The sequence below is a fragment of the Nesterenkonia sp. CL21 genome (genome assembly GCF_031705515.1).
Classification (GTDB): Bacteria; Actinomycetota; Actinomycetes; order Actinomycetales; family Micrococcaceae; genus Nesterenkonia; species Nesterenkonia aethiopica.
Map to the genome: position 1 here is coordinate 26039 of NZ_JAUTWR010000005.1, position 26126 is coordinate 52164.

Consider the following 26126-nt stretch of genomic DNA (forward strand, 5'->3'; position numbering starts at 1 on the left):
GGTGGTCTGCACGGGCCGGGTGGTCTCGGCGCGCGGCGGGCTCAGCCGACGCGTTCTCGGCAGATCTGAGCGATCTGCGGCACGCAGTGTTCGTTCTGCAGGCTCGTGGTGTCGCCGAGGGTGTCGTCCTCGTGCAGCTGGGTGAGCAGCCGGCGCATGATCTTCCCGGAACGGGTCTTGGGCACCTCCGGCACCGGGATGACGGTGCGCGGCTTGGCCACCGGGCCGATCACGGAGCCGACGTGGGACCGCAGCTCGGCCAGCAGCCGCGCCTCCGCCTCGCTGTCGCCGGCCGTGAGCGCCCCGTTCAGCCGCTCGCGGGCCGCGGCGGTCAGCACGGTGAACGCGACGGCGGCGTGCCCGGTGGTGGCGTCCGGCACGGGACACACCCCGGCCTCCACCACGTCCGGGTGGGAGACCAGCGCCGACTCGATCTCGATGGTGGAGAGCCGGTGCCCGGAGATGTTGATGACGTCGTCGATCCGCCCCAGGATCCACAGGTCGCCGTCGGCGTCGCGTTTGGCGCCGTCCCCGGCCAGGAACCAGCCCTGGTCCGCGTACTTCTGCCAATAGGAGGTGTAGTACCGCTCCGGGTCGCCCCAGACGGTGCGGGCCATGGAGGGCCCGGTGTGGGTGAGCACGATGCTGCCCTGCGCCTCGGCCGGGACCGGTGCGCCGGCGTCGTCGACGACGTCCACCGCCACTCCCGGCATGGCGCGGGTGGCGCAGCCGGGCTTCAGGCCGGTGTCCTCCGGGCGCGGGGTCAGCACGGTGGAGCCGGATTCGGACTGCCACCAGGTGTCCACCATGGGGATCGCCGGGGCGCCGTGGTCGTCGCGGGTGTCCCGGCCGAGCTGGCTGCGCAGCCAGGTCCAGGCCTCCGGGTTGACCGCCTCGCCCACGGTGCCCAGCAGGCGCAGGGAGGAGAGGTCGTAGTGGTCAGGGACGCCGTCGGGGAACCAGCCCATCAGGGACCGCACCAGGGTGGGGGCCGTGTAGTAGGTGGTCACGCCGTGGCGCTGGATGATCTCGAAGTGTCGCCCGGGATGCGGGGTGTTCGGCGTGCCCTCGTAGATCACCTGCGTGGCGCCGGCGGCGAGCGGCCCATAGATTTCATAGGTGTGGGCGGTGACCCAGGCCAGGTCCGCGGTGCACCAGTGGACGTCCTGCGTTCGGCGGGATGGATCCGGGTGGGCGAAGAGCCGCAGATAGGTGAACAGCGCCCCGGTGAGATACCCGCCGGTGGTGTGCACCAGCCCCTTGGGCTTGCCGGTGGTGCCGGAGGTGTACATGATGAACAGGTCCTGCTCGGCGTCGAAGGCTTCCGCGATGTGCTCGGTCGAGGCGGACTCCACGACGTCATGCCACCAGACGTCTCGGCCCAGACCGTCCCCGGCGAGGTCCTCGGCGGTCCAGGGGATCTCCGAGCCGGTGCGGCGGATGACCAGCACATGGCGCAGGCTGCCGCCCTCGGCCACGGAGAGGCCCTCCACGGCGGCGTCGGCGTTCTCCTTCACCGGCACAGCCTGCCCTCGGCGGAACTGGCCGTCGGTGGTGACCAGCAGCGCCGCCCCGGTGTCCTCCACGCGGAAGCGCAGCGCCTCGGCGGAGAATCCGCCGAAGACCAGCGAGTGCACCGCCCCGATGCGGGCGCAGGCCAGGGTGATCGCCACCGTCTCCACCAGCACCGGCAGGTAGATCACCACCCGGTCCCCACGGCCCACCCCCAGGGCGGTCAGGGCGTTGGCTGCCTGATTGACCTTGTCCTGCAGCTGCGCGTAGGTGACGTCCTGCCGGTCCCCGGGCTCGCCTTCGAAATGGAGGGCGACGACGTCACCGCGCCCGGCGGCCACATGGCGGTCCACGCAGTTGACTCCGGCGTTGAGCGTGCCGCCGTCGAACCAGCGGATGTCCGGGCCGCGGCGGGTGCGCGGGTCCGGATCTGTCCACCGGTGGGTGGTGTGCCAGGGGGTCTCCCAGTCCAGCAGGGACGCCGCCTGGTCCCAGAAGGCCAGGCGCTCCTGTTCGGTGACCGGGTCCGCCCAGGAGTGGACGTCCGCGGTCAGCGGGTGCTGCAGAGTCGCCCGATCGATGTCTGACGCCGGCGTCACGCCCATGTCTTCAGCGCCTTCCTCTCCACGACGCCCAGCAGCGCGTCGGTGATCTTGCCCAGGATCGCCAGCAGGATGATGGCCAGCAACAGACGGTCGGTGCGCCCGTTGTTCTGGGAGTCGGTCAGCAGGAAGCCCAGCCCCATGGAGGAGGCGATCAGCTCCGCGGCCACCAGGAACAGCCAGGCCTGGGCGAGCGCGAGGCGCAGCCCGGAGAACACGCTGGGCACCACGGCGGGCAGCTGCACGGTGACCAGCAGGCGCAGCCCGTGGTACCCGAACGCGCGGCCGGCCTCCACCAGCTGTGGATCCACGTGCCGCAGCGCGGAGTGCACGGCGGTGAAGACGGGGAAGAACGCACCGATGGCGATGAGCGTGACCTTGGAGTCCTCATAGATGCCCATCCACAGGATGAGCAGCGGCACCCACGCCAGGGACGGCACGGCCCGGAAGGCCCCGATGGTGGGGTGCAGCAGGGAGTCGGCGATCTTCGACAGGCCCAGCACCGAGCCCAGCGCCAGGCCCAGGCCCGCGCCCACGGCGAAGCCCAGCAGCACCCGCTGCACGGAGATGGCGATGTGCTGGTAGAGCTCCCCGCGCTCGAACAGCTCCACCCCGGCGGCCAGCACCGACTGCGGAGTCGGCAGCTGCACCGGGGAGAAGACGCCGGCCGCGGTGACGCCGTACCAGAGGGCCAGCAGGACCAGCGGCACGATCGCTCCGATGAGGACCCGACCGCCGGGGATGCGACGGACCCGAGCAGGCACTCCAGCGTCCGGACTGTCCGGGCCGGGCACCGGCCGGGGTGCGGCTGAGTCACGGTCGCCCAGCACCCGTGCCGGCTCCGCGCTCTGGTGGCGGCCCTCCTCGTCCCGGGTCCGAGCGCCGTCAGGCAGCGTCTGGCTCATCACTGATCATCCTCGTCGTCCTCGACGATCGTGGCCTCGTCCTCAGAGCCCTCGGCGTCGGTGGCCTGCCGGTTCTCCGCGAACTCCGGGTGGAACAGCGTCTCGAGCGCCTCGTCGATGCTGTCCTGGCTGGAGACGTCGCCGGTGTCGAGGAAGATCGGACCGACCTCCTGCAGCACCTCACGCTGGGCGGCGCCGGGGACCGGGTCGACGTCGAAGTTCGACCGCTCCCGGATCACCGTCTCGGCGACCTCCAGGTCGATGTTGCTGTGCTCGGCCAGGATCTCGGCCGTCTCCTCGGGGTTCTCCTGAGCCCATTCGCGGGCCTGCTCATAGACGTCCACGACGGTCTGGGCGACGTCGGGGTGGTCCTCGATGAACGACTCGGTCGCGTTGATCACGCTGTAGGTGTTGAAGTCCACGTTCCGGTAGAACAGCGTCTCGCCGTCGGCCTCGGCTCCCGCCATGATCGGGTCCAGTCCGGCCCAGGCGTCGACGTCGCCGTTGGCCAGCGCGCTGCGGCCGTCCGCGTGCTGCAGGTTCTGCACCTCCACATCGCCCACCTCCAGGCCGGCCTCGTGCAGGGACTGCACCAGGAAGAAGTACGGGTCGGTGCCCAGCGTGGCGGCCACGGAGACGCCCTCGAGGTCGCCGACGTCGGTGATCCCCGAGTCCGGCGAGGTGACCAGGGCGGCCCACTCCGGCTGGTTCTCGATGAGGATGATCTGCTGCGGGGCGCCGTTGGCGCGCGCCAGCAGGGCGGCGGAGCCGGCCGTGGACCCGACGTCGATGGCCTCGGCACGCAGCTTCTCATTGGCGTCGTTGGAGCCGTGGGACTGGATCCATTCCACCTCGGTGCCGGCCTCGGAGAGCTCCTCTTCGAGCCAGCCGTGCTCCATGATCACCAGGCTGAGCGGGTTGTAGGTGGCGAAGTCGAGGGTGAGCGTGTCCAGTTCGCCCTCGGCGGTGCCGCCGGATCCCTCGCCCTCCACGCATCCGGTCGCCAGCAGAGCGACGGCCGCGCCGGCGATCGTCGCGGAGGCGGCGCGTCGGAACCGCGGCCGCGGGAAGCGGGCAGGGGAGAAGGAGGTGTCGGTCTGACTGGGCATGTCGTGAAGGGACCTTTCGTGCGTGGGTGGGAGCCGCCCCGGTCGAGCTCGGGCTCCGCCCGGCCGCGCCGAGCGGAGGCCGGGAGCGCCCGGGCCGCGCGGCCTGTCAGTCCTGAGCTGTCAGTCCTGAGCTGTCAGTCCTGAACTGTCAGACCTGAGCGGAACGTGCGGTCCGGCCGGGGCGGGTGGGCTAGTGCGCGTCGACGCCGAGGCCGGCCAGGAGCTCGCCGCGCAGGGCGGCCAGCTCGGCGGAGGCACGGTCACGCGGCCGGCTGCCCGGAACGGTGAGCAGTCGGGAGACGGTGGCGCCCTCGCGGGCGGGGTCCACCGGGTCGGAGCCGAGCAGCAGGATTCGGTCGGCCAGCTGCAGGGCCTCGTCGACGTCGTGGGTCACCAGCAGCACCGTGGTGCCGGTCTGCGCATGGACGTCCAGGAGGAGGTCCTGCATCTTCAGCCGGGTCAGGGCGTCCAGGGCGCCGAAGGGCTCGTCCAGCAGGAGCACGCCGGGGCGGCGGGCCAAGGCCCGGGCCAGCGAGGCGCGCTGCGCCATGCCGCCGGAGATCTCCCGGGGGCGAAGCTGGGCGCGCTCGGCCAGGCCGACCAGTTCGAGCAGCTCATCCACTCGCCGACGGCCCTCCGCCGCGGACACGTGCCGCGGCAGCCCGAGGGAGACGTTGCGGTGCACCGAGCGCCAGGGCAGCAGCCGAGGCTCCTGGAAGCCGACGGCGGTCCGTTCGTCATAGGTGCGCACCGGGGTGCCGTCGATGATGACCTCACCGGAGCATCCGGCGTCGAGACCGCCGACGGCGCGCAGCAGCGTGGACTTCCCGCAGCCGGAGGCGCCCAGGATGGCGACCACCTCGCCGGGGGAGATGTGCAGGTCGACGTCGTGCAGGACGGTGCGTCCGTCGAAGGCGCGCCCCACACCGCGCAGCTGCACGTCCATCGAATGCGTGGCGGCCCCTGCGGGGGCGGGACGGTCCAGCAGAGCGACGCCGCCGGAATGCTCGGAGAGGTGCTGGTCAGACTCGTGCGTCACGAGTGCGGGTGCAGACGAACCCATAGGAAATTCACTCCCATCGATCCTGGCGGTAGCACCTTTTCTGATGCGACGGGCACAGAGAGGCCGATCGACGCATCCGAAGGTTGCTGCGGCGTCACAGAGCCAGATCTCTCAGCCGCTCGGGATGGTGTACGTGCTCAACCCTACGCGGATCAGCGTGGGCCGGGCAAAGGTGATGTCACAGTGTGAGACATGTGGGGTGGCGTGGGCCCGACGACGGTGCCCCCGGATGCAGGGGGATGCCCTCAGGCTTCGGGAGACAGCGGGCCGAGGCTCTTGAACTCGCTCTGGTGGAACACCAGCGCCTCGGCGGAGTCCTCGACCGCCAGGTCCAGCAGCTCGAGCACGACGATGTCATGGTCGCCGGCCCGGACCTGGTCGTAGATGCGGGTGGTGAAGGTGACGGGCGCACCCTCCAGGGTGATCGACCCACCTGTGCCGATGCTTGTCCTCAGGCCGGTGAATCGGCTCTCCCGGTCCTTGGAGGCGATCTTCCGGCACAGCTCCGACTGGCCGTGCCCGATCAGTGACACTCCCAGCTCGGTGTCCGCCCCGGCCAGCTTCGGCCAGGTGGTGGAGCTGTGCTGCACCGCCACCGTGGCCAGCGGTGGCTCGAGCGAGACGCCGATGGTGAAGGTGGAGGCCACGAGCCCTTCCGGGCGGCCGTCCACCTCGGCGGCGACGACCACCACCCCCTGCGGGAAGTGGCCGAAGGTCCGGCGCAGCTCCAGCGGATCGACGTCGGCCAGCCGGGTGGCGGCGCGGCCCACGGCGGGGCGGGCTCCGGTGTCAGCGGGCGCGTGCGGCACGGTCTCCTCCACGGTGGTCGTGGGGCGCTCGGCGGCGGCCAGTGCGGTGCTCATGGCGGATCAACTCCCATCGGTCCTGGCGGTAGCACCTTTTCTGAAGGACCCGCCGGAGGGGGCGGATCGCATCCGAAGGTTGCTGCGGCGTCGACGAGCCAGATCTCTCGGCCGCTCGGGATGGTCTGTGTGTCCAGCGTACGGCCGCAGAGAGATGTGATCAAAGAACCGTTCGCAGGATGAGACGCGGCGACATATTCCGTCCAGCGGGCGCGCAGGATGCGTCCAGAGTGTGGCTCCCTCAGTCCGAGGGGGCTGTACATTCTTACGCCTCGTGACATGAACTCAATCCGCTGACTTGACGATTGTTCATCTGCTGCGCGTATGGTTGACCCCAACGAACCCATCCAGAGCGACTGAGAGATCTGGCTCGACGACGTCGCAGCAACCACCCGGAGCAGCCGTGCCCAGTGCGGCCCGGGGAACGGTGCTAACGCCAGAGACGATGGAGAATGCCCGATGATCTCACTGCGCCATGTGTCCACGTCCTTCCCCGCTGCCCGGGGCAAGGAGCCCATCCACGCCGTCGATGACGTCTCCTTGGAGATCCCCCGCGGGAGCATCCAGGGGATCATCGGCTTCTCCGGCGCCGGGAAGTCCACGCTGCTGCGCAACATCAACCTGCTTGAGCGCCCCACCTCGGGTGAGGTGCATGTGGGCGGGGTGGAGCTGACCGCCCTCGACGACGAGGCTCTGCGTCGCGCCCGGCACCAGATCGGCATGATCTTCCAGGGGTTCAACCTGGTGAACAATCTGACCGTCGCCCAGAACGTGGAGCTGTCCCTGAAGTTCGCCGGCGAGAAGGACCGTCGCGTCCGCCGGCGTCGCGCCGCCGAGGCGCTGGAGATCGTGGACATCACCGACAAGGCCAAGGTGTACCCGGCCCAGCTCTCCGGCGGGCAGAAGCAGCGGGTGGCCATCGCTCGCGCCCTGGCCACTCGGCCGGAGGTGCTGCTGTGTGACGAGCCGACCTCCGCCCTGGACCCCTTCACCACGGCGACGGTGCTGCAGTATCTCGCCGACGTGAACCGCGAGCTCGGCATCACCGTGGTCATCGTGACCCACGAGATGGAGGTCATCAAGGCCCTGGCCGATCACGTCGCCGTCATGGAGTCCGGCCGCGTGGTGGAGCAGTTCCCCGCCCGGGAGCTGCAGCGCGAGGGCTTCGCTCCGCACACCTCCATCGGCCGGTACCTGGTCAGCGACGGCATCAGTGTGGACCGTGACGGCGGCGCCCGGACGCAGGCGCCGACGCCGAGCGGGGACCAGGGTCGCGCCGCAGAGTCCGCAGAGTCCGCAGAGTCGGCAGAGTCCGCAGAGCCGCCGGCGCCCCAGGACCCGCCCCGTGGCCCCCGGAGGCTCGCGGCCTCTGAGCTGCTCGCCGCCGTGCCGTTCGAGGGAGGTCGTCGCTGATGGAACGCATCCTCGAACTGCAGCCCGAACTCGTCCAGGCCATGCTGGAGACCTTCGCCATGATTGCGGTGGCCATCCCGCTGGCGGTGCTGTTCGGCACTCCGCTGGGCATCTGGCTGTTCATCCATGCCCCGGGCGGAATCGCTCCGCTGCCCCGCGCCCATGCGCTGGTCAGCGGGATCGTCAATATGGTCCGCTCCTTCCCGTTCCTCATCCTGCTGATCGCGATCATTCCGTTCACCCGGCTGGTCGTCGGCACCACGGTCGGCACGGCGGCTGCGATCGTCCCACTCACGGTCAACGCCATTCCCTACTTCGCCCGGCTGGTGGAGCAGAACATCACCCAGCTGGGGTCCGGGGCGGTGGAGGCCTCCCGTGCCATGGGGGCCACTCGCGGACAGATCATCCGCAATGTGCTGCTGGTGGACGCCAAGCCGGCGATCATCGGGTCCATCACGATCACCACCGTCAGCTTCATCTCCTATTCGGCCATGGTCGGACTGGTCGGCGGCGGCGGAATCGGCGACTTCGCCATCCGGTACGGGTACTACCGCTATGAGACCGCGGTGATGATGGTCGCCATCGTGCTGATGATCGCCCTGGTGACGCTCGTGCAGTTCAGTGGCACCCGCCTCGCGCGGCTCACCGACAAGCGCATCTGACCACCGGCCGGTTCGGCCGCCCCTGCGCTCCGTGCGCACTCCTCCATCCCGGCGTGCAGGTCGCTGCACCCTGACAACGAAAGCTTGTGACATGCCCAGAACACTGACATCCTCCGGCGTCTCCGGCGCGCTCGGGCTGACCGGGGCCACCGGTTCGCTCGCCTCCTCCCCGCTCGGGCGCCGCGGCCTGCTGCTCGGCGGACTCGCCGCAGTGGGGACCTTCACCCTGACCTCCTGCGGGCTGGCCGACGCCGTGGGCGACGACGACCGCACGATCAGCATGATCGTCACCGAGTCGGCGCCCTTCCAGGACCCCACCGAGATCGTCAAGGACATCCTCGCCGAGGACGGCTGGGAGCTGGAGACCACCTACGTCACCGACATCATCCAGCCCAACCAGGTGGTGGCCCAGGGGGAGTACGACGCCAACTTCTTCCAGCACATCGCCTACCTGCGGCAGTTCAACCAGGACAACGGCACCGATGTGGAGCCCGCGTTCTCCGTCTACTACGCGCCCAGCGGCATCTTCTCGCTGCAGCATGACAGCATCGAGGACCTCCCCGACCGCGCCCAGATCGCCCTGGCGGTCGACACCGCGAACAACGGCCGCGGGATCAAGCTGCTCGCCGACGCCGGGGTCCTGGAGATCGACGAGTCCAAGGAGGTCACCGAGCTCTCGCAGCGGGACATCATCGACAACCCGAAGGACTTCGAGTTCATCGAGATCGACCAGCAGTCCGCCGCACAGACCCTGCCGGACGTCGACGCCGGCTTCGCCTTCGCGCGGCTGGTCGCCGAGGCGGGCCACGACGTCGCGGAGACCGCGCTGATCCTGGAGGACGACGACGACGTCCGCATCCCCTTCACCTGCGTGGTCGCCGGGGCGCCCGGCTTCCAGGACACCGAGAAGGCCGCCGCCCTGCAGGAGGCCTTCCAGTCCGAGGAGGTCCAGCAGTGGTTCGAGGACTACCTCGACGGCGCCATCGACTTCACCGACGAGTTCACGCTCGACACCGTCGAGCCGATCTGGGAGGACTTCACCGCATGAACCGCAGCACCATCGGCCGTCCCTCCCAGACCCCCACACTCTCCCGGCGGCGGCTCCAGCGCGGTGCACTGGGCATCGCCGCGCTGGCCGCCGTCGGGAGCCTCACCTCCTGCGGGCTGGCCGACGCCGTCGGGGACGAGGACCGCACCATCAGCATCATCGTGACCGAGTCCGCGCCCTTCCAGGAGCCCACTGAGATCGCCAAGGATCTGCTGGCCGAGGAGGGCTGGGAGCTGGAGACCACCTATGTCACCGACATCATCCAGCCGAACCAGGTGGTGGCCCAGGGTGAGTATGACGCGAACTTCTTCCAGAACTTCGCCTACCTGGACCAGTTCAACTCTGACCACGGCCTGGACATCGAGCCGGTGTTCGCCGTCTACGAGGCCCCCGGAGGGCTCTTCTCGAGTGAGCACAGCGAGCTGGGCGATCTGCCCGAGGGCGCCCAGATCGCGCTGCCGGTGGACACCGCCAACAACGGGCGCGGCCTGAAGCTCCTCGCCGACGCCGGGCTGCTGGAGATCGACGAATCGGTCCCGGTCACCGAGCTGTCCCAGCGCGACATCATCGAGAACCCGCGGGACCTCGAGTTCGTGGAGGTCGATCAGCAGTCCGTGGCGCAGAGCATCGACGACGTCGACGCCGCCTTCGCCTTCCTGCGCCTGGCCTCCGAGATCGGCCTGGGCCCCGAGGACACCCTCGCCCTGGAAGGTGAGGACGTGGCCCTGCCCTTCACCTGCGTGGTGGCCGCCGCCCCGGACTTCGCCGGCACCGAGGCCGCCGAGGCGCTGGAGCGCGCCTACCAGTCCGAAGAGGTCCGCGACTGGTTCGCCGACTACCTCGACGGCGTGCTCGACCCGGCCTTCGAGGTCGACGTCGACGCCGCCTGGGCGGAGATCTCCGCATGACCGCCCCCACCCTGCGGCGCTCGCCAGCGGCCGCAGACACCAGACTCTCCCGGCGCCGGCTGCTCAGCGGTTCACTGGGCATGGCCGCTCTGGCCGGCGTCGGGAGCCTCACCTCGGGCTGCGGGATCGCCGGGGCACTCGGAAATGACCGCACCCTGCGGCTGATCGTCACCGAGTCCCCGCCGTTCCAGGAGCCCACGAAGATCGCCGAGGAGATCCTCGCCGCGGACGGCTGGGACGTCACCGCCACCTATGTCACCGACATCATCCAGCCCAACCATGCGGTGTCCAACGGCGAATACGACGTCAACTTCTTCCAGAACATCAGCTACCTGCGGCAGTTCAACGAGGACAACGACCTGGACATCGAGCCGCTGTTCTTCATGTTCGAGCAGCCCTCGGGGATCTACTCGGCCGTCCATGACACGCTCGAGGACATCCCGGAGCGGGCACGCATCGCCCTGCCGGTGGACACGGCGACCAACGGCCGGGGCATCCGGCTGCTGGCCCGCGGCGGGCTGATCGAGATCGACGAGTCCAAGCATGTGGCGGCCCTGTCCGTGCATGACATCACCGCGAATCCGCTGGACCTGGAGTTCGTGGAGGTGGACCAGCAGTCGGTCGGTCAGATCTACCCGGACGTGGACGCCGTCTTCGGCTTTGCCCGACTGCTCGCCGAGGTGGACGTCATGCCGGAGGAGGTCCTGATCATGGAGTCCGCGGACGAGGCGCTGCCCTTCGCCCTGGCGGTCTGCGCCCGCCCCGGCTTCGCCGAGGAGGAGCCGGAGAAGTACGAGGCGCTGAAGAGCGCCTATCACGACGACGAGGTCGCCGCCTGGTACGGCGACTACCTGGACGGGATCCTCACCCCGGCCTTCGACCGCGACATCCACGCCGCCTGGGAGGACGTGAACAGCCGATGAGCACCACGACGACGAGCATCGAGACCAGCACTGACACCAACACCAGCACCAGCGGCGGGCGCGGCGTGGAGGCGCCGCACTCCGGCGTCGAGCTGCCCGAGAGCCTGCTGGAGACCATCGCCTCCGGAGCGGTGCACCGGGAGCTGGCCCGCGAGCTGCCCCATGAGCCTGTCCGGCTCCTGGACGAGGCGCGCTTCGGCGCCCTGCGGGTGCCCCGGGAATTCGGCGGCCCCGGCGGGAGCGTGGAGGACCTGATCCGCCAGGTGATCCGGTTGGCCGCCGTCGACTCCAATGTGGCCCACCTGTACCGCGGACACTTCGGGTTCGTGGACTCGCTGCGCTTCCAGCCCGAGGAGATCCAGCAGGCCTGGTACCCGCGGGTCCTGGCCGGGGCGACCGTGGGCAACGCGTCCACGGAGAAGGGCGGCAACGCCCTGGGCACGCTGAACACGGTGCTCACCCAGGACGAGGACGGCACCTGGCGCCTGGACGGGGAGAAGTTCTACTCCACCGGGACCATCTTCTCGGACTACACCCGGGTCTCCGCCTCCCGGCCGGGGCTGGAGGGGCGTCGGTTCGCCGTCGTCGCCACCGATGCCGAGGGTGTGGAGGTCATCGACGACTGGGACGGCTTCGGCCAGAAGCTCACGGGCACCGGCACCACCCGATTCCACGGCGCCCCGGTGGAGGACGTCGCCGTGCTGGACCGCGTGCCGGGCTCGCATGAGGCGGTGCACGAAGCTGCGTTCTTCCAGCTGTACCTGCTGGCCGTCCAGGTCGGCATCGCGAAGGCCGCGGTGGCCGACGCCGTCGCGCTGGTGGCCAAGCGCACGCGCACCTTCAACACCTCCGGCTCCGGGCAGCTGTTCCGCGAGGACCCGCTGATCCAGCAGATCATCGGCACCATGTCCGCGAAGGCCTTCGCCGCCGAGTCCACGGTGTTGGAGGTCGCGCGGATCCACGACCGCTCCCTGGAGGCCGGGTTCGCCGCCGGCACCCACCGTCTGGGCTTCGACGGTGAGCTTCCGGGCGCCGTCTACGACGCCGAGATCGCGGTGGAGCAGGCGCAGGTCACCGTGCCGGAGATCGTCATCGGGGTCACCCAGGAGCTGTTCCAGACCGTGGGCGCCTCGGCGACGCTGCGCACCAAGGCGCTGGACCGGCACTGGCGCAACGCGCAGACCGTCGCCACGCACAACCCGATCGTGTTCCGGGCCCGGTCCATCGGGGACTGGGAGATCAACGGCACGCTGCCGGAGGGGCTCAACGCCATCGGCGAGGCGAAGGGGGCCCAGCGATGACCGGGTCCGGCGCAGCCCGTCCGATGCTGTTCAACGCCTTCGACATGCTGGTGCCGGTCCACCAGTCGCCGGGGCTGTGGCGGCACCCGGACTCCCGCATCACCGCCTTCGACTCCCTGGACTACTGGACCGAGCTCTCCCGCACTGTCGAGGACGCCGGATTCTCCTGCCTGTTCCTGGCGGATGTCCCCGGCATCTATGACGTCTACGGGGGCAGCGCAGACGCCGCGGCCCGTGGGGGAGTCCAGTACCCCCTGCTGGACCCGCAGGTGATCGTGCCCGCGCTGGCGGCGGCCACCACGCACCTGGGCTTCGGGCTGACCGCCTCGGTGACCTATGAGGCCCCCTACCTGCTGGCCCGGCGCTTCGCCACGCTGGACCATCTGACCGGCGGGCGCATCGCCTGGAACATCGTCACCAGCTACCAGGACTCCGCCGCGCGGAACCTCGGCATGGAGGGGCAGATCCCCCATGACGAGCGCTACGACCGGGCCGACGAGTACCTGGAGGTCATGTACCGGCTCTTCGAACACTCGGTGGAGGACGATGCCGTGGTGGCCGACGCCGAGCGCGGCGTCTTCGTGGACCCGGAGAAGATCCACCCGGTCGGGCATCAGGGCCGCTGGTTCTCCGTGCCCGGAGAGATGCTCACCCATCCGGGCCCGCAACGGACCCCGCTGCTGTTCCAGGCGGGCTCCTCGGCGCGCGGGCAGCAGTTCGCCGTCGACCACGCCGAGGCGATCTTCGTGATCAGCTCCCGGCCGGAGAAGCTCGCCCAGCAGGTGGCCTCCACGCGGCAGGCCGTGGCGGACACCGGGCGCGACCCGGAGTCGGTGCGATTCTTCGCCATGGTGACCATCGTCGTCGCCGAGACCGAGCAGGAGGCGCAGGACCGGCTCACGGAGTACCGCAGCTGTGTGGACACCGAGGCCGCGCTCACGCTCTTCGGCGGCTGGACCGGGGTCGACCTGTCCGGTCTGGACGACGACGACGTCATCGCCGATGTGCAGACCGAGGCCAACCAGTCCGCCCTGGCCATGTTCACCAAGGACCCGACCAAGCAGTGGACGGTCCGCGACGCCGCGGAGTTCATCTCCATCGGCGGTCGCGGCCCGCTCATCGTGGGGGACCCCGTGCAGGTGGTGGACGAGCTGGAACGCTGGCAGACCATCACCGGGGTGGATGGGTTCAACGTCTCCGCCGCGGTGCGGCCCGCCGACTTCGAGCGGTTCCGAGACCTGATCACCCCGGAGCTGCAGCGCCGTGGACTGCTCGCCGAGCGTCCGGAGACCCCGGTGACCCTGCGGGAGCAGCTCGTCGGTGCAGGGCCGCACCTGGCCGAGGACCATCCGGCCCGCCGGCTCGGCAGCCGAGCAGAGGCGGCTCCCGCCGGGTCCTGACTGCCGGGTCCTGACCGGCTGAGCGTCTGACCGGCGCTCCTCACAGACCCTTCCGACGTCGGCACCGTGGTTTCACTGGGCATGGCCGCGGTGCCGGCGTCGGGAGTTCATATCTGGTGCCACAGCAGCAGGGCGTGGTCTCCCGTCTCGGGGTCGATCTCCTGGAATCCCTGCCGCCGGTAGAACCGTCGGGCGTCGGCGTCAGGCGCATCCACCGGGACCTCCACCAGCGTGACGCCGCCGGCGCGGGCGTCGTCGAGCACCGCGGCGATCAGCCGCGCTCCCAGCCCCTGGGATCGACGCGGGGGCACCACGTAGAGCTCGTCGAGCAGATCCACCGGACCGTCCCACCACACATTGGGGCGGCGGGTCACCAGCGCGACCCCGTCCGGGGCGCCGCCCGGATCCTGCCAGCCCAGCCAGGCGCGGGTCTGCTCGGACCCCAGCAGCCGCCGCAGTCGCTCAGCCAGCACGGCGGCCCCGGGCGTGGGGGAGCCGAACTCGGTGTTGAAGTCGTCCAGCAGCCGGGCGACCATCCCCGCGTCCTCTGGGCCTGCCCGCCGCACGTGTGTCCTGACGCTGCCGCCGTCGTCGTCCATTCCCACTCCTCCTCGCCGTTCTGCACCACCACATCACGTCTGCCTCAGCAGATCTTGCGGTGCAGACGTGATGTCGTGGTGCAGAACCGCCGGGGCGGAGGGCCGTCGCGACTCAGCGTGAGGCGCGGTGCAGGATCTGCTCCATGATCGCGTCGTGCACCATGCGCGGCTCCCCATAGGCCGGGTAGCGGAACTGCATGATGTTCGCGTACGGGTTGATGTCCAGCACGACGGCGCCCTCCCCGGTCTCCAGGTCCGGCACCAGCAGGTCGACGGCGGCGGCGCTGAGCCCCGGCACCGACCACAGCCCGTCCACGGCCAGGTCTCGCAGGGCGTCGGGGAGCTCGTCGGTCACGTCCACGGCGAGGCCTCCGCCGCGGGAGGTGTCGGCGATCTCGGTGAGGCGACGCACCTGCCCGGCCGCCGGCACATCCGTGGTGCTCAGCCCCACCGGGGCCAGGAAGTCGTCGGTGACCTTCGGCTGGCGCGGCCGCAGGTAGGCGTTGTCCTGCCGTCGGGCGATCTCGGTCTCCGCCAGCTCGCCCACCGTGGAGACGCCGTCGCCGACCACGTAGAACGGCACGCGCACGATCGCGCCGGCCACCTGCTCACCCACCACGTAGACCCGCAGGTCCACACCCGGGTGATGTTCCTCCACGATCATCTGGTACTTCGAGTCGGAGGTGGCCGAGCGGGAGGCCATGGCCCGCTGCCAGGCCTGGCGCAGCTCGCCCTCGGTGCGCACGGCGGTGCTGATGCCCTTGCCGGCCCGCCCGGAGGAGGGCTTCACCGCCACGGGGCCGCCCAGAGCCTTCATATACTTCACCGCGCGGGAGAACTCGGTGGGGCTGATCGCCCGGCCCTTCGGCGTGGGCACCTCGGAGGCCTGCAGATACTTCTTGGTCATCTGCTTGGACCGGGAGACACGTCGGGCCTGATGACTGACCAGAGAGGTGATGATCGCGTCCATCCCACCGATCACCACGCCGGAGAGGAACAGCAGCTGGTTGGCGTCGCTGATCTTCTTCACTGTGATCTTCTTGCGCTTCGCGGCGGCGGCGAGCAGCTGGTCATGCGGCGAGGTGCCGTTCCAGGTCTGCAGCTGGTCCAGCCGGGGCTCCAGCTGGTCCACGATGAACCGCTCGACGGCGTCGGCGGAGTCGGACAGGACCGCCGGCACCTGCCGCGTCGCCGAGGAGGAGCCGGCGTCATCGATGCCGACGTCGCCCTCGTGCGTCGCGACGGCGGGGGCGGCGTCGAGGCCGTCGGTGGGGCTGTCCGGGGAGGCGGTGGTCTTGGAGGCCATGGCTCTCAGGATATCCTCACCGGGAGGCGGCCATGAGAAGCTCGTCGGCGATCGCCCCGGCCACGTTCCGCGGGCTGCCGTAGGCGGGGCAGTGATGGGGCACCAGGCTCGCGCTGATGTCCGCTTCGAGCACCACCGCTCCCTCCGCGCTGTCCAGGTCCGGGACCAGGAGGTCGATCCCGGCGGCGCCGAGCCCGGGGATGGACCAGAGCGCGTCGACGGCGAGCTCGGCGAGCTCCTCACCGATGCGGTCCGTGACGTCCACGGGGATGCCGCCGGCCCGCAGGTTCGCGGCCTCATTGAGGACCACGACCCGCCCCGGCTCCAGCACCGTGGACAGAGACAGGCCCATCGGTGCGAGGTCCTCCTCCTGGACCGCCGGGGTGTGGGCGGCCAGGTGGCCGTGGCTCTGCCGGCGTGCGGCATCGCGCTGCAGCAGGGTGCGCATCTCGGAGGTTCCGTCACCCACCACGTGCAGCGGAACCCGCACGATCGCGGAGACGAGCTTCTCACCCACCACGAAGGCGCGCAGGTCCAGGCCGTCATGGAACTGCTCCACCATCAGCTTCCTGCTGGGCGCCTCGCCGGTCAGCCGGGCGTCGAGCGCCTCCGGCCAGGCCTGCTGCAGCTCCTCGGCGCTGGTCAGATGTGTGGCGATTCCGTGCCCGGGCTTCGCGGACGCAGGCTTGAGCACCGCCGGCCCGGACAACGACCCCAGGTATTTGGCGGCTTCGGTGATCTCATCCTCGCTGAAGGTGCGCCCGGCCGGCACCGGGATCTCCTGCAGCTCGAAGTGTCGCTTGGTCAGCGCTTTGTTCCGGGTCACTCGACGCGCATTGGAGCTGACCAGGGAGGTCATGGTGCGATCGAAGCCGCCGATGACGACGCCGCCGAAGAGCAGGACGTGGTTGTGGGGTGACACCTCGCGGACGGTGATGCGTCGCTGGGCCAGCTCCCGGCGCAGCAGCGCCTGGTGGCCGGGGGCCTGAGGGATGGCGTTGAGCTCCTCGACGCGGGGCCCGAGGTGCTCGGTGATGAACCGCTCCAGGGCCGTGGTGCCGGCGTCGGTGGTCATGGCCGGGCGTTCGTCGGAGTCGCCTTCGACGGCGTCGTCGTCACCGGCGACCGCGTCGTCGTCGTGCTCTGCAGCATCCTCATGCGCTGGGTCCTCATGCGCTGTCACCTGATGCGCTGGGTGGTGATGCGCTGTGTCCTCTGCGGCGCCGTCTGCGGTCGACTGCGAAGCATTCCCGGGGCTGGCCATGCCCACCAGGATAGCCGCCGGGAGGGGCCCAACTCTGCGAAGGAATGTGACACCGGCCTCGTGCGTGTCCAGGGGAGGCCGGTAGAGTGCGGGCCGTACCATCCAGAGCGGCTGAGAGACCTGGCTCGACGACGCCGCAGCAACCCGACCGTCACGGTGACACAGGCGGTCCGGACACCCAGCCCCAGCCCGCGGCGCCGCCGTCGGGCCCCGGGGCGGGGATGCCGGAGCGCCGGGGTGCTAAGGCCAGGACCGATGGAGGGCTCCTCTGGCGCGTGCACCCTGGCTCCCGGGCTGCGCGTCGAGCGCCTGCATCGGCGACCCGCAAGGAGGAACCGATGACCGACCGCCACACCCAGCCGCCGACCACCCCCGCAGGACAGCGCGAGATCCTGTTCAACGCCTTCGACATGAACTGCGTGGTCCACCAGTCCCCGGGGCTGTGGCGCCACCCGGAGGACCGGGCCCGCGAGTACAACACGCTGGCGTACTGGACCGACGTGGCCCGAACCCTGGAGAAGGGCCTGTTCGACGGGCTGTTCATCGCCGACGTGCTGGGCCCCTATGACGTCTTCGCCGCCACCCCTGACGCCGCCCTGTCCTCCGGCGCCCAGGTGCCGGTGAACGACCCCTTCCTGCTGGTCTCCGCGATGGCCGCCGTCACGGAGCACCTCGGCTTCGGGCTGACCGCCGGCACCGCCTACGAGCACCCCTACCCGTTCGCCCGCCGCCTGGGCACCCTGGACCACCTCACCGGGGGGCGGGTCGGATGGAACGTGGTCACCGGATACCTGCCCTCGGCCGCAAAGAACATGGGCCAGGACGACCAGATGGAGCACGACGCCCGCTACGACCACGCCGATGAGTACATGGACGTGGTCTACAAGCTGCTGGAGGGCTCCTGGGAGGACGACGCCGTCGTCGCGGACAAGGAGGCCGGCGTCTTCACCGACACCTCCAAGGTCCACCGCATCGAGCATGAGGGCCGCTACTTCAAGACCCCCGGCATCTCCGTGGTGGAGCCCTCCCCGCAGCGCATGCCGGTGGTCTACCAGGCCGGTGCCTCCACCCGGGGGCGGGCCTTCGCCGGCAAGCACGCCGAGGCCGTGTTCATCAACCCGCCCACCAAGGAGCTGGCCAAGGCGTCGGTGCAGCGCATCCGGCAGGCCGCCGTCGACGCCGGCCGGGACCCCTACAGCGTGCGGATCTTCGCCATGCAGACGGTGGTCACCGGGGCCGACGACGACGCCGCGCAGGCCAAGTACGACGAGCTGGTCCAGTACGTGGATCCGATCGGCGGGCTGGTGCTGATGTCCGGGTGGATGGGGCTGGATCTGAGCCAGTTCGACCTCGACCAGCCCATCGGTGATGTGGAGTCCAACGCCATCCAGTCCACCGTGGAGACCTTCCAGAAGGCCTCCGGCCGGGAGGGGGAGCCGTGGACGGTCCGGCAGCTGGCCGAATGGGTCGGCGTCGGCGGATTCGGACCGGTGATCGTCGGCGGCGGAGAGTCGGCGGCTCGTCAGCTGGCCGACTGGCAGGACGAGACCGACGTGGACGGGTTCAACCTGGCGTACCACATCACTCCCGGAACCTTCGAGGACATCGTGGAGCACGTGGTGCCGGCGCTGCAGAGGCTGGGACGGTACAAGACCGAGTACACGCCGGGCACGCTGCGGCACAAGCTCTTCGGCGCCGGCGACCACCTGCCGGCGGAGCACCACGGCGCGCAGTTCCAGCTGCGCCGTCGTCAGGCCGCCGAGGTCTGAGGGTCCCAACTATGCGGTGAGCCCGGAGGGATTGTCGCTGCACGCCGCGTCAGCGCCGTGATTCTGACAATCCCTCCGGGCCCAACCTGCTGCAGGCGGGTCAGCCGCCTCCGCGGTCTCCCGGGGCACCGCCTTCCTGCGCCCAGTCGCTGCCCTCCTTCTCGGTGCTCAGGCCGGGGTCGCTGTCCACGTCCCCGTGGGAGGAGGGCACCGTCTCCGGCGCGTGGAACTCCTCCTCGAAGGTCTCCGCGGCCTCCGCACCGCCCTGCCGGACCGCCTCGGCGGCGGCGGTGGCGGCGCGTCGGGTCTTCTCCGCCACGTCCTGGGCCACCTTCCCGGCGGTGTCGCTCACCGAGGAGACCGTGTCTTGGATCTTCTCCTGCAGGTCCGGGTCGTTCCAGGCCTCGGAGGCGGACCTGCGCGCCTGCTCGAAGCCCTCCTTGCCGTGCTTCGTGCCGAGCACATAGCCGACGGCCATGCCGACACCCAGTGAGAGCAGTCCCATCGTCAACTCCTTCGTTCCGTCATGACCGTGGTCGAGGCGGGCGGGCCACGCTGGTGCCAGCGTCGGTCTCCGGCCCCGCCGGTCCTTCGAAACTACTGGCGGCGGAGGGCTCATGTCACCAGGTCACGACCCGGATCCGACCCCCATTCGACCCTGAGACCACCCTGAGAGCACGAGGGCGACGGCGCACGGGTCGGTGGCCTCAGAAGCTGCCGACGGTGAGCACCAGGGGGATCAGCGCGGCCGTCACCAGGACCGGGATCACCAGGGAGACGACCCCGACGTCCTTGTAGGACTCGCGATGCGTCATCCCGCAGACGATGATCAGCGTGATCACCGCCCCGTTGTGCGGCATGGAGTCCAGCCCGCCGGAGGCCATGGCCGTGATGCGGTGCATCGCCTCCAGGCTGATGCCCTGGTCCACCGCGAGGTCCCGCAGCTCCTCGCCGAGCGCGTTGAGCGCGATGGTCATGCCGCCCGACGCCGAGCCGGTCACCCCGGAGATCGTCGACGTCGACACCGCCGAGGCCACCAGGGCGTTCTCGCTCACGCCGAAGATCCCCTCCCGGATGAGCGCGAAGGCTGCCAGAGAGGCGACGACGGCGCCGTAGCCGACCTCGGAGGCCGTGTTGAAGATCGGCAGCAGCGCGTTGCGGGCGCCGTCGGTGATGCCCTGCAGGATCCAGCGCAGGTGCCGGGCGTTCATCGCCAGGATCGCCAGGATGGCCCCGGCCAGGGCGGTGAGCACCGCCCAGGCGCCAGCCCGGTCACCCAGGCCGATGCCGCCGTAGCGCTCGTCCTGCAGGTAGCCCCAGTCCATCAGTGGGAACAGCACCATGGTGCAGCCGAAGTTGATGAGGAACACCAGCAGCACCGGGATGAAGGGGAAGACATGGTTGGGCGGCGTCAGCATGCCGGGAGTGGCAGGCCGGGCGGGGGAGGCGCTGTCGCTGGTGTTGCCGCTGTCGGTGCCGTTGCCGGTGCCGTTGTCGTGGGCGGTCGTGGCGCCCGGCCCCGGTGAGGTCCTCGTCTGCCCGGCGGAGGATCCGGCGGAGCCTCTGGAGGATGACCCGTCGCCGACGGACATCGCAGCGGCCCCGGCACCGATGTCGGCCCCGGCGCCGCTGCGCAGCTCCAGGGCTGTGGGGTCCGCGAAGTGCTCTCCACGGGCGGTGAGCTGACGCTTGCGGTGCTCCAGCCACAGCATGCCCAGGATGAAGATGATCGTGCCGCCGAGGATTCCGAGGCCCGGCGCGGCGAAGGTGGTGGTCTGGAAGGCCTGGCCCGGGATGATGTTCTGCACCTGGGGCGAACCGGGCAGCGCGGTCATGGTGAAGGTCAGCATGCCGTGGGCGATCGCCCCGGGGATGAGCCGGCGAGGGATGTCGGCGGCGCGGAAGAGCTCCCGGGCCAGGGGGAACATCACGAACACGACCACGAAGACGCTGATGCCCCCGTAGGTCAGCAGGGCGGTGGTGAGCACCGTGGCCAGCAGCGCCCGTTTCGGCCCCAGCCAGCGGGTGACCACTCGAGCGATGTCGGTGGCGTACCCGGCCATCGTCATCAGCTTCCCGAAGATCGCCCCGGTGAGGAACATGGGGAAGTACTGACCGATGAAGTTCGCCAGCGCAGGCATGAAGATCTCGGTGTAGTTGGCCAGGATCGGGGCACCGGAGAACAGCATGGCCACCAGTGCCGAGAGCGGCGCGGCCACCACGATGGTCACCCCGCGATAGGCCAGGGTGATGAGCAGCGCGAGCGAGACGAGGATTCCGAGGAGTCCCAAGGCCATACGTCCTCCTGAGGGTCAGGGTGGGCAGACACGACGACGCCCCGCCCGCCGCGAGGACGGGCGGGGCGCCGGTGGGTGCCTGCCTCAGTGGGTGGGGAAGCCCAGGCTGATCTGCGACTCGCTGGGCTCGGGCCAGCGGCTGCTGACCACCTTGCGGCGGGTGTAGAAGTTGAAGGCCTCCGGGCCGTACATGTGGGTGTCTCCGAACAGGGAGTCCTTCCAGCCGCCGAAGCTGAACGCGCCCACGGGCACCGGGATGGGGACGTTGACCCCGACCATGCCCACTTCGATGTCGAACTCGAACTCGCGGGCGGTCTTGCCGTCCCGAGTGAACACGGCGGTCCCGTTGGCGTAGCGGTTCGCGTTGATGAGCTCCACGGCCTCGTCGTAGCTCTCCACGCGGACCACCGAGAGGACGGGCCCGAAGATCTCCTCGTCGTAGACCTTCATGCCGGGCTTCACGTGGTCCAGCAGGGAGGCACCGATGAAGTAGCCCTCCCCGTCGAAGGTCTTCTCGCGCCCGTCGAGCACCACCGTGGCGCCCTCCTCGGCGGCGCCGGCCACATAGCCGGTGACGCGGTCCAGCGCTTCGCGGGTGATCAGCGGCCCCATCTCCGAGGCCGGGTCGGTGCCGTCGCCGATGCTCAGCCCCTCGGCGCGGGTGCGGATCTTCTCCACGAGTTCGTCGGCGATGTCGCCGACGGCGACCGTCACGGAGATCGCCATGCAGCGCTCGCCGGCGGAGCCGTAGGCCGCGGAGACGGCGGCGTCGGCGGCGGAGTCCAGGTCGGCGTCGGGCATGACCACCATGTGGTTCTTCGCCCCGCCGAGGGCCTGGACCCGCTTCCCGTGGGCCGCGCTGGTGGAGTAGATGTACCGGGCGATCGGCGTGGAGCCCACGAAGCTGACCGCCGCGATGCCCGGGTTGACCAGCAGCTCGTCCACGGCCTCCTTGTCGCCGTGGACCACGTTGAGGATGCCGTCCGGCAGTCCGGCGTCGCGGAAGGCCTGGGCGATCAGCAGGGACGCGGAGGGGTCACGCTCGGAGGGTTTGAGGATCACGGCGTTGCCCGCTGCGATGGCGGTGGTGATCATCCACAGCGGCACCATGGCGGGGAAGTTGAACGGGGTGATGCAGGCGACCACGCCCAACGGCTGGCGCACCTGATGGACGTCCACTCCGGTGGCCACCTGCTCGGCGTACTCGCCCTTGAGATGATGCATCAGGCCGGTGCAGAAGTCCACGTTCTCCAGGCCTCGGGTGATCTCGCCGTTCGCATCGGAGAGCACCTTGCCGTGCTCGGCGGTGATCGTGGCCGCCAGCTCGCCGCGCCGCTCGTCGAGGATCTGGCGGGCCTTGAACATGATCTGGGTGCGCTTGGCCAGGCCGGTGCGGCGCCACGCCTTCTGCGCCTCCGCGGCGACGGCGACGGCGTCGCGGACCCGCCCGGCGTCGGCCAGGGCGAGGCGTCCGGTCTCATGCCCCGTGGCGGGGTTGCGCACGGGGGAGTGGCGCTCGGCGTCGGTGATCATCTCTGCGCCGATGATGTGTCCGATCACGGGCAGCTCGCCGTCGACGCCGACGGCGGCACCGGTGGGGGAGGTCGTGGGGGTGGTGGGGGTCATGGATATCAGGCCTTTCTGGTCTCTGCGGGTGCGGCGTCGCCGGTGGTCTCGGAGGAACTCTCGGTGCCGGCAGTGCCGGCAGTGCCGGTCCCGTCCCACCCGGGGGCGCCGCCGTCGGGGGAGGTGTACTTCACGATGAGGGTGCAGTCCTTGTCCGCGTAGCCTTCACCGATGAGCTGCTCGAAGCGGCGATGCGCCAGCTGCGCGGCCTCCAGACGCACTCCGGTCTTCTCGCCGGCATCGAGGGCGAGGCTGATGTCCTTGTGCGCCAGGTCGGCGCGGAAGGTCGCGTCATAGTTGCGGTTCGCGGCGGCGGAGTCCACGACGCCGGGCACCGGGTACCAGGTCTGCTGGGCCCAGGAATGCCCGGAGGAGACGGAGACGATCTCCCAGAAGACCTTCGGGTCGAGCCCGAGCTGCTCGGCCAGCTGGGACCCCTCGGAGGCGGCCATGAGGTCGATGAACAGCATCATGTTGTTGCAGATCTTCGCCGCGATGCCGGCCGTCGGCCCGCCGGCGGCGATGACCTTGCCCGCCATGGGCTCGATGAGTGCCGAGGCGTCGGCCACCGCGGACTCCTCGCCGCCGACCATGAAGGCCAGGGTGCCGGCGGCCGCCCCGGAGATCCCTCCGGAGACGGGGGCGTCCACGAAGCGGAACCCCCGGGCGGCGGACTCGTCATGGCAGTGCTGCGACGTCTCGATGTCCACGGTGGAGGAGTCCGCCAGCAGGGTGGTCTTCTCGGCGGTGGCCCAGATCCCGTCCTCACCGCCGAACACGGCCCGGACGTGCTCGCCCTTGGGGAGCATGGTGAACACGACGTCGGCACCGGCGACGGCCTCGGCGATGGTGCCCACCGTCTGCACGCCGTGGGCGGCGGCCGCCGAGGCGGCTCCGGCATCCAGGTCGAAGCCGCGCACCGTGTGCCCGGCCTGCACCAGGTTCGCCGTCATGGGGCCGCCCATGTTCCCCAGCCCGATCCATCCATAGGTGGCCATGCGCTCCTCCTCGAGTCGTGGGTCCGGCCTCCTGTGCCGGTTCGGTCACGCCGTGCGGGAACCCTCCCACGGGTGTGTCATGCCTCACACTAAGAGGTGCCGCCTGCGGCTTCAATGCACGATGGGCCGGGAAAATTGCACGCACAATGTGCATCTGCGCACACTGGTCCGCATGACGGATCACCCCTCCGGGGAGCCCCAGGCACAGCATCTCGACGCGCTGATGACCTTCCTCTCCGTGGCGCGGCTGGGCCGCTACACCGCCGCGGCCGACGCCTTGGGCATCAACCACTCCACCGTCTCCCGGCGCATCGCCGGACTTGAGCGGTCCCTGGGTGGACGGGTGCTGGCCCGCACCCCGTCCGGCTGGGAGGTCACCGCGCTCGGGCAGCGGGCGCTCGCGGCCGCCGAACGCGTGGAGGACGCACTGGCCTCTCTGGCCGGAGACGGCGAGCAGGACGGCCGCATCTCCGGTGTGGTGCGATTGGGCTCCCCAGATGCCTTCGCCGTCCATCTGGCCACCTCGGCCCTGGCCGAGCTGCAGCAGGCCAACCCGAACCTGGCGGTGGAGCTCATCAGCGCCACCCAGCGGGCCCGGCAGAACCGTTCCGGCCTCGACCTGGAGATCGTGGTCGGCCGTCCGCAGATCCACCGGGCGCAGGCCGAGCACGTCATGGACTATGCGCTGCGGCTCTATGCCACCGAGGAGTACCTGGCCCGTCACGGGCGCCCGGCGGACCTCTCCGAGCTGGCCGGTCATCGGCTCAACTACTACGTGGAGGCGGTGCTGACCATCGACGACCTCGACCGCGCCACGCAGAGGCTGCCGACCATGCGCCGCGGCATCGCCTCCACCAATGTGCTCTCCCATGTCACCGCCACCACCGCCGGAGCCGGCATCGGGCTGCTGCCTGACTACGTGGCCGTCCACCACTCGGAGCTGATCCACCTGCTGCCCGAACACTATGTCCACCGCCTGTCCTACTGGGCGGTGGGCCGGCAGGAGGCGCTGCGCAATCCTGCGGTGCAGGCGGTCTACGCCGCGCTCCGCGAGCACGGCCGTCGCACGGAGCAGCGGCTGCGCTCAGTCGGGCAGGTCTGAACCGGAGAGCTCCTCGAGCATCAGGGCCACATGCAGGGTGGTCAGCGTCTCGCCGTCGTCCAGCGGGCGTCCGAGGCGACGTTCCAGACTCTCCAGCCGGGCGTACAGCGTAGGACGGCTGACTCCCAGCCGGGCGGCGAGCTGCGTCTTGCTGCCGCGCGTGCGTACCAGGGCTTCGATCAGCGCCCTCAGGTCACGGGTCTCCGCGTCGGTGCCGCGCAGCAGGCGCAGCTCATGGGCGAGCAGCCGTTCGACGACGTCGCGCCGTTCCAGCTCGGCGAGCACTCCCCAGAGCCGGATGTCCCCTGCGGTCCAGAACTCCGGGACCGCCGGCCGGAGGTGCCGGCCCCGGCCGCGCAGCGACGCGGCCAGCGCGGCGACCTCCCAGGCGGCGTCCAGCTCTCGGCGCGCGCCGTGCAGTGACTGTGCGGGCTCGCCCAGCGCGGCGGTGCACCGCAGGGCCGCCTCGGGAAGCCGTCGGCGCAGGGATCGCTCCACCGCCCGGCACAGCCGTGCCGTGGGACGCTGGACGTCCATGCCGGCTGGAGCCGCGGCGAGCACCGCGAGGGAGCGGTGATGGCAGCTGCCCACCAGCAGCGGCATGTGCAGCTGGGCGCCGGCCTGGCGCACGACGCCGGCCAGCGTCTCCAGCGACCAGCCGCGCTGCGGGAGCGCCCCCGCGGAGGCGTCCACCGCGAACACCAGGGGGATCAGTCGAGCGGAGGAGGGCAGGCCCAGACTGCGGGCGCGTTCGACGGCGACCGCCTCGGCCAGCGGAGGGACGGCGGCGAGGTCCTCGAGCAGCGCGCTGGTGGCCTCCAGCAGCGGATCCTGATCACGGACGTGCCCACCGGTCCGCAGCTGGCGGGCGACCAGCTCGCGGTGCAGGTGCTCCGTGATCTCCACGAATCGCACCACCTGGGAGAACCGCAGCACCGGGGTCAGGGTGTGGGCGTCCGGGCGTTCGGCGCGCTCCGCGCAGACCCGTTCCAGCGCGGCCGCCAGCCGGGGGCGCTCGGGCAGCACCTCCACAGCGAGCCCGGCGGCGTCGACGTCGTCGAGATCCTCCAGATAGCCGCGCAGCAGCTCCTCCAGGTCCTGACGCCCCTCATGCAGCAGGGGCAGGGTGGACAGGATGAGCTCCCCGCCCTGCAGCAGGGGGCCGGGGCGGGGCTCGCCGATGACATGGGCCCAGCGGACCGGGTGCTCCAAGGAGACGCCGGGGCTGAGCAGCTGGGGGCGGCCGGCGGCCATCGGGGGCAGGGTGAGCGCCTCGTGGAGGGTGACGGCGGCATGATCGAGAGCAGGCATGGTCTTGACAGTATGTAAGAAAACAAGGTGATGTGTCTCACATCCTGGTCCTTCCGGTGGGCTTCTCCGCAAGGAACCATGGACCGCACGGGACGTCGCGGCTCCGGTGATGCCGGGGCCGACGTCGCACGGCGGGAGAAGACCC

Annotated in this window: 22 protein-coding genes and 3 riboswitches; of the genes, 9 read left to right on the plus strand and 13 right to left on the minus strand. The window is 70.4% G+C overall.

Annotation, left to right across the window (positions count from 1 at the left end; all coding sequences use genetic code 11):
• Positions 1-41: 41 nt before the first annotated feature.
• The 5 genes from acs to Q7C18_RS09295 all read right to left on the minus strand — a co-directional run bounded on the left by acs (position 42) and on the right by Q7C18_RS09295 (position 6054).
• Positions 42-2117: an acetate--CoA ligase gene (acs, locus tag Q7C18_RS09275; protein WP_311025145.1), complete on the minus strand. Its 2076-nt coding sequence runs from the start codon at positions 2115-2117 to the stop codon at positions 42-44.
• Positions 2108-3019 carry an ABC transporter permease gene (locus Q7C18_RS09280; protein ID WP_311025146.1) on the minus strand — a complete coding sequence of 304 codons (912 nt, stop codon included), beginning with the start codon at positions 3017-3019 and terminating at the stop codon, positions 2108-2110. The genes acs and Q7C18_RS09280 overlap by 10 nt, the downstream gene beginning before the upstream one ends.
• Positions 3019-4128, minus strand: coding sequence for an aliphatic sulfonate ABC transporter substrate-binding protein (locus Q7C18_RS09285; RefSeq protein ID WP_311025148.1), 1110 nt, complete (start codon positions 4126-4128; stop codon positions 3019-3021). The genes Q7C18_RS09280 and Q7C18_RS09285 overlap by 1 nt, the downstream gene beginning before the upstream one ends.
• 190 nt (positions 4129-4318) lie before the next feature.
• Positions 4319-5074, minus strand: coding sequence for an ABC transporter ATP-binding protein (locus tag Q7C18_RS09290; protein WP_311025302.1), 756 nt, complete (start codon positions 5072-5074; stop codon positions 4319-4321).
• A 127-nt stretch (positions 5075-5201) separates the two neighbouring features.
• Positions 5202-5322, minus strand: a riboswitch (SAM riboswitch).
• Positions 5323-5436: 114 nt separating this feature from the next.
• Positions 5437-6054 carry a flavin reductase family protein gene (locus Q7C18_RS09295; protein WP_085437844.1) on the minus strand — a complete coding sequence of 206 codons (618 nt, stop codon included), beginning with the start codon at positions 6052-6054 and terminating at the stop codon, positions 5437-5439.
• A gap of 10 nt (positions 6055-6064) precedes the next feature.
• Positions 6065-6181, minus strand: a riboswitch (SAM riboswitch).
• A gap of 213 nt (positions 6182-6394) precedes the next feature.
• Positions 6395-6506: riboswitch (SAM riboswitch) on the plus strand.
• A 7-nt stretch (positions 6507-6513) separates the two neighbouring features.
• Here Q7C18_RS09295 and Q7C18_RS09300 point away from each other — a divergent pair.
• The 7 genes from Q7C18_RS09300 to Q7C18_RS09330 all read left to right on the plus strand — a co-directional run bounded on the left by Q7C18_RS09300 (position 6514) and on the right by Q7C18_RS09330 (position 13709).
• A complete protein-coding gene (locus Q7C18_RS09300) occupies positions 6514-7467 on the plus strand; it encodes an ATP-binding cassette domain-containing protein (protein ID WP_311025149.1) in 954 nt (317 codons plus the stop codon).
• Positions 7467-8129, plus strand: a complete 663-nt coding sequence (locus Q7C18_RS09305) for a methionine ABC transporter permease (RefSeq protein WP_070161855.1) — start codon at positions 7467-7469, stop codon at positions 8127-8129. Before Q7C18_RS09300 ends, Q7C18_RS09305 begins: the two co-directional genes overlap by 1 nt.
• A gap of 91 nt (positions 8130-8220) precedes the next feature.
• On the plus strand, positions 8221-9177 hold the full coding sequence (locus Q7C18_RS09310; protein WP_311025150.1) for a MetQ/NlpA family ABC transporter substrate-binding protein: 957 nt from the start codon (positions 8221-8223) through the stop codon (positions 9175-9177).
• A complete protein-coding gene (locus Q7C18_RS09315) occupies positions 9174-10085 on the plus strand; it encodes a MetQ/NlpA family ABC transporter substrate-binding protein (RefSeq protein ID WP_070161850.1) in 912 nt (303 codons plus the stop codon). Before Q7C18_RS09310 ends, Q7C18_RS09315 begins: the two co-directional genes overlap by 4 nt.
• Entirely contained in the window at positions 10082-11008 is a 927-nt protein-coding gene (locus tag Q7C18_RS09320; RefSeq protein WP_085437843.1) for a MetQ/NlpA family ABC transporter substrate-binding protein, read from the plus strand. The genes Q7C18_RS09315 and Q7C18_RS09320 overlap by 4 nt, the downstream gene beginning before the upstream one ends.
• Complete coding sequence (locus Q7C18_RS09325) at positions 11005-12309, plus strand: acyl-CoA dehydrogenase family protein (RefSeq protein WP_311025151.1); 1305 nt, start codon at positions 11005-11007, stop codon at positions 12307-12309. Before Q7C18_RS09320 ends, Q7C18_RS09325 begins: the two co-directional genes overlap by 4 nt.
• Positions 12306-13709, plus strand: coding sequence for an LLM class flavin-dependent oxidoreductase (locus tag Q7C18_RS09330; protein WP_311025152.1), 1404 nt, complete (start codon positions 12306-12308; stop codon positions 13707-13709). Before Q7C18_RS09325 ends, Q7C18_RS09330 begins: the two co-directional genes overlap by 4 nt.
• Before the next feature lie 107 nt (positions 13710-13816).
• Here the strand turns inward: Q7C18_RS09330 and Q7C18_RS09335 are convergent, their stop codons facing one another.
• The 3 genes from Q7C18_RS09335 to Q7C18_RS09345 form a co-directional block, all read right to left on the minus strand.
• Entirely contained in the window at positions 13817-14308 is a 492-nt protein-coding gene (locus tag Q7C18_RS09335; protein ID WP_070161846.1) for a GNAT family N-acetyltransferase, read from the minus strand.
• A 112-nt stretch (positions 14309-14420) separates the two neighbouring features.
• Positions 14421-15614: a hypothetical protein gene (locus Q7C18_RS09340; RefSeq protein ID WP_311025153.1), complete on the minus strand. Its 1194-nt coding sequence runs from the start codon at positions 15612-15614 to the stop codon at positions 14421-14423.
• A 16-nt stretch (positions 15615-15630) separates the two neighbouring features.
• Entirely contained in the window at positions 15631-16878 is a 1248-nt protein-coding gene (locus Q7C18_RS09345; protein ID WP_311025154.1) for a hypothetical protein, read from the minus strand.
• A gap of 338 nt (positions 16879-17216) precedes the next feature.
• Between Q7C18_RS09345 and Q7C18_RS09350 the strand changes: the two genes are divergently transcribed.
• Positions 17217-18647, plus strand: a complete 1431-nt coding sequence (locus Q7C18_RS09350) for an LLM class flavin-dependent oxidoreductase (RefSeq protein ID WP_311025155.1) — start codon at positions 17217-17219, stop codon at positions 18645-18647.
• 100 nt (positions 18648-18747) lie between these two features.
• On the opposite strand, the gene Q7C18_RS09355 is transcribed toward Q7C18_RS09350, so the two are convergent.
• The 4 genes from Q7C18_RS09355 to mmsB form a co-directional block, all read right to left on the minus strand.
• Positions 18748-19152 carry a YtxH domain-containing protein gene (locus tag Q7C18_RS09355; RefSeq protein ID WP_311025156.1) on the minus strand — a complete coding sequence of 135 codons (405 nt, stop codon included), beginning with the start codon at positions 19150-19152 and terminating at the stop codon, positions 18748-18750.
• A 202-nt stretch (positions 19153-19354) separates the two neighbouring features.
• Positions 19355-20944 (minus strand): GntP family permease, encoded by a 1590-nt coding sequence (locus Q7C18_RS09360; RefSeq protein WP_311025157.1) that lies wholly within the window; start codon positions 20942-20944, stop codon positions 19355-19357.
• A gap of 84 nt (positions 20945-21028) precedes the next feature.
• Positions 21029-22570, minus strand: coding sequence for a CoA-acylating methylmalonate-semialdehyde dehydrogenase (locus Q7C18_RS09365; protein ID WP_311025158.1), 1542 nt, complete (start codon positions 22568-22570; stop codon positions 21029-21031).
• Between the two features lie 5 nt (positions 22571-22575).
• On the minus strand, positions 22576-23568 hold the full coding sequence (gene mmsB / locus Q7C18_RS09370) for a 3-hydroxyisobutyrate dehydrogenase (protein WP_311025159.1): 993 nt from the start codon (positions 23566-23568) through the stop codon (positions 22576-22578).
• Between the two features lie 172 nt (positions 23569-23740).
• On the opposite strand from mmsB, the gene Q7C18_RS09375 reads away from it, so the two are divergent.
• On the plus strand, positions 23741-24670 hold the full coding sequence (locus tag Q7C18_RS09375; protein ID WP_237090179.1) for a LysR family transcriptional regulator: 930 nt from the start codon (positions 23741-23743) through the stop codon (positions 24668-24670).
• Here Q7C18_RS09375 and Q7C18_RS09380 read toward each other — a convergent pair.
• Positions 24653-25981 carry a PucR family transcriptional regulator gene (locus Q7C18_RS09380; protein WP_311025160.1) on the minus strand — a complete coding sequence of 443 codons (1329 nt, stop codon included), beginning with the start codon at positions 25979-25981 and terminating at the stop codon, positions 24653-24655. The genes Q7C18_RS09375 and Q7C18_RS09380 overlap by 18 nt on opposite strands.
• Between the last annotated feature and the right edge of the window lie 145 nt (positions 25982-26126).

Bases quoted from the DNA above. Each gene is read 5' to 3' on its own strand.
- Q7C18_RS09290 (WP_311025302.1), bottom strand. From the start codon at position 5,074: ATGGACGTGCAGCTGCGCGGTGTGGGGCGCGCCTTCGACGGACGCACC.
- mmsB (WP_311025159.1), bottom strand. From the start codon at position 23,568: ATGGCCACCTATGGATGGATCGGGCTGGGGAACATGGGCGGCCCCATG.
- Q7C18_RS09315 (WP_070161850.1), top strand. From the start codon at position 9,174: ATGAACCGCAGCACCATCGGCCGTCCCTCCCAGACCCCCACACTCTCC.
- Q7C18_RS09320 (WP_085437843.1), top strand. From the start codon at position 10,082: ATGACCGCCCCCACCCTGCGGCGCTCGCCAGCGGCCGCAGACACCAGA.
- Q7C18_RS09300 (WP_311025149.1), top strand. From the start codon at position 6,514: ATGATCTCACTGCGCCATGTGTCCACGTCCTTCCCCGCTGCCCGGGGC.
- Q7C18_RS09295 (WP_085437844.1), bottom strand. From the start codon at position 6,054: ATGAGCACCGCACTGGCCGCCGCCGAGCGCCCCACGACCACCGTGGAG.
- Q7C18_RS09375 (WP_237090179.1), top strand. From the start codon at position 23,741: ATGACGGATCACCCCTCCGGGGAGCCCCAGGCACAGCATCTCGACGCG.
- Q7C18_RS09360 (WP_311025157.1), bottom strand. From the start codon at position 20,944: ATGGCCTTGGGACTCCTCGGAATCCTCGTCTCGCTCGCGCTGCTCATC.
- Q7C18_RS09365 (WP_311025158.1), bottom strand. From the start codon at position 22,570: ATGACCCCCACCACCCCCACGACCTCCCCCACCGGTGCCGCCGTCGGC.
- Q7C18_RS09345 (WP_311025154.1), bottom strand. From the start codon at position 16,878: ATGGCCAGCCCCGGGAATGCTTCGCAGTCGACCGCAGACGGCGCCGCA.
- Q7C18_RS09285 (WP_311025148.1), bottom strand. From the start codon at position 4,128: ATGCCCAGTCAGACCGACACCTCCTTCTCCCCTGCCCGCTTCCCGCGG.
- Q7C18_RS09330 (WP_311025152.1), top strand. From the start codon at position 12,306: ATGACCGGGTCCGGCGCAGCCCGTCCGATGCTGTTCAACGCCTTCGAC.
- Q7C18_RS09325 (WP_311025151.1), top strand. From the start codon at position 11,005: ATGAGCACCACGACGACGAGCATCGAGACCAGCACTGACACCAACACC.
- Q7C18_RS09280 (WP_311025146.1), bottom strand. From the start codon at position 3,019: ATGAGCCAGACGCTGCCTGACGGCGCTCGGACCCGGGACGAGGAGGGC.
- Q7C18_RS09380 (WP_311025160.1), bottom strand. From the start codon at position 25,981: ATGCCTGCTCTCGATCATGCCGCCGTCACCCTCCACGAGGCGCTCACC.
- Q7C18_RS09310 (WP_311025150.1), top strand. From the start codon at position 8,221: ATGCCCAGAACACTGACATCCTCCGGCGTCTCCGGCGCGCTCGGGCTG.
- Q7C18_RS09335 (WP_070161846.1), bottom strand. From the start codon at position 14,308: ATGGACGACGACGGCGGCAGCGTCAGGACACACGTGCGGCGGGCAGGC.
- Q7C18_RS09355 (WP_311025156.1), bottom strand. From the start codon at position 19,152: ATGGGACTGCTCTCACTGGGTGTCGGCATGGCCGTCGGCTATGTGCTC.
- Q7C18_RS09340 (WP_311025153.1), bottom strand. From the start codon at position 15,614: ATGGCCTCCAAGACCACCGCCTCCCCGGACAGCCCCACCGACGGCCTC.
- Q7C18_RS09305 (WP_070161855.1), top strand. From the start codon at position 7,467: ATGGAACGCATCCTCGAACTGCAGCCCGAACTCGTCCAGGCCATGCTG.
- acs (WP_311025145.1), bottom strand. From the start codon at position 2,117: ATGGGCGTGACGCCGGCGTCAGACATCGATCGGGCGACTCTGCAGCAC.
- Q7C18_RS09350 (WP_311025155.1), top strand. From the start codon at position 17,217: ATGACCGACCGCCACACCCAGCCGCCGACCACCCCCGCAGGACAGCGC.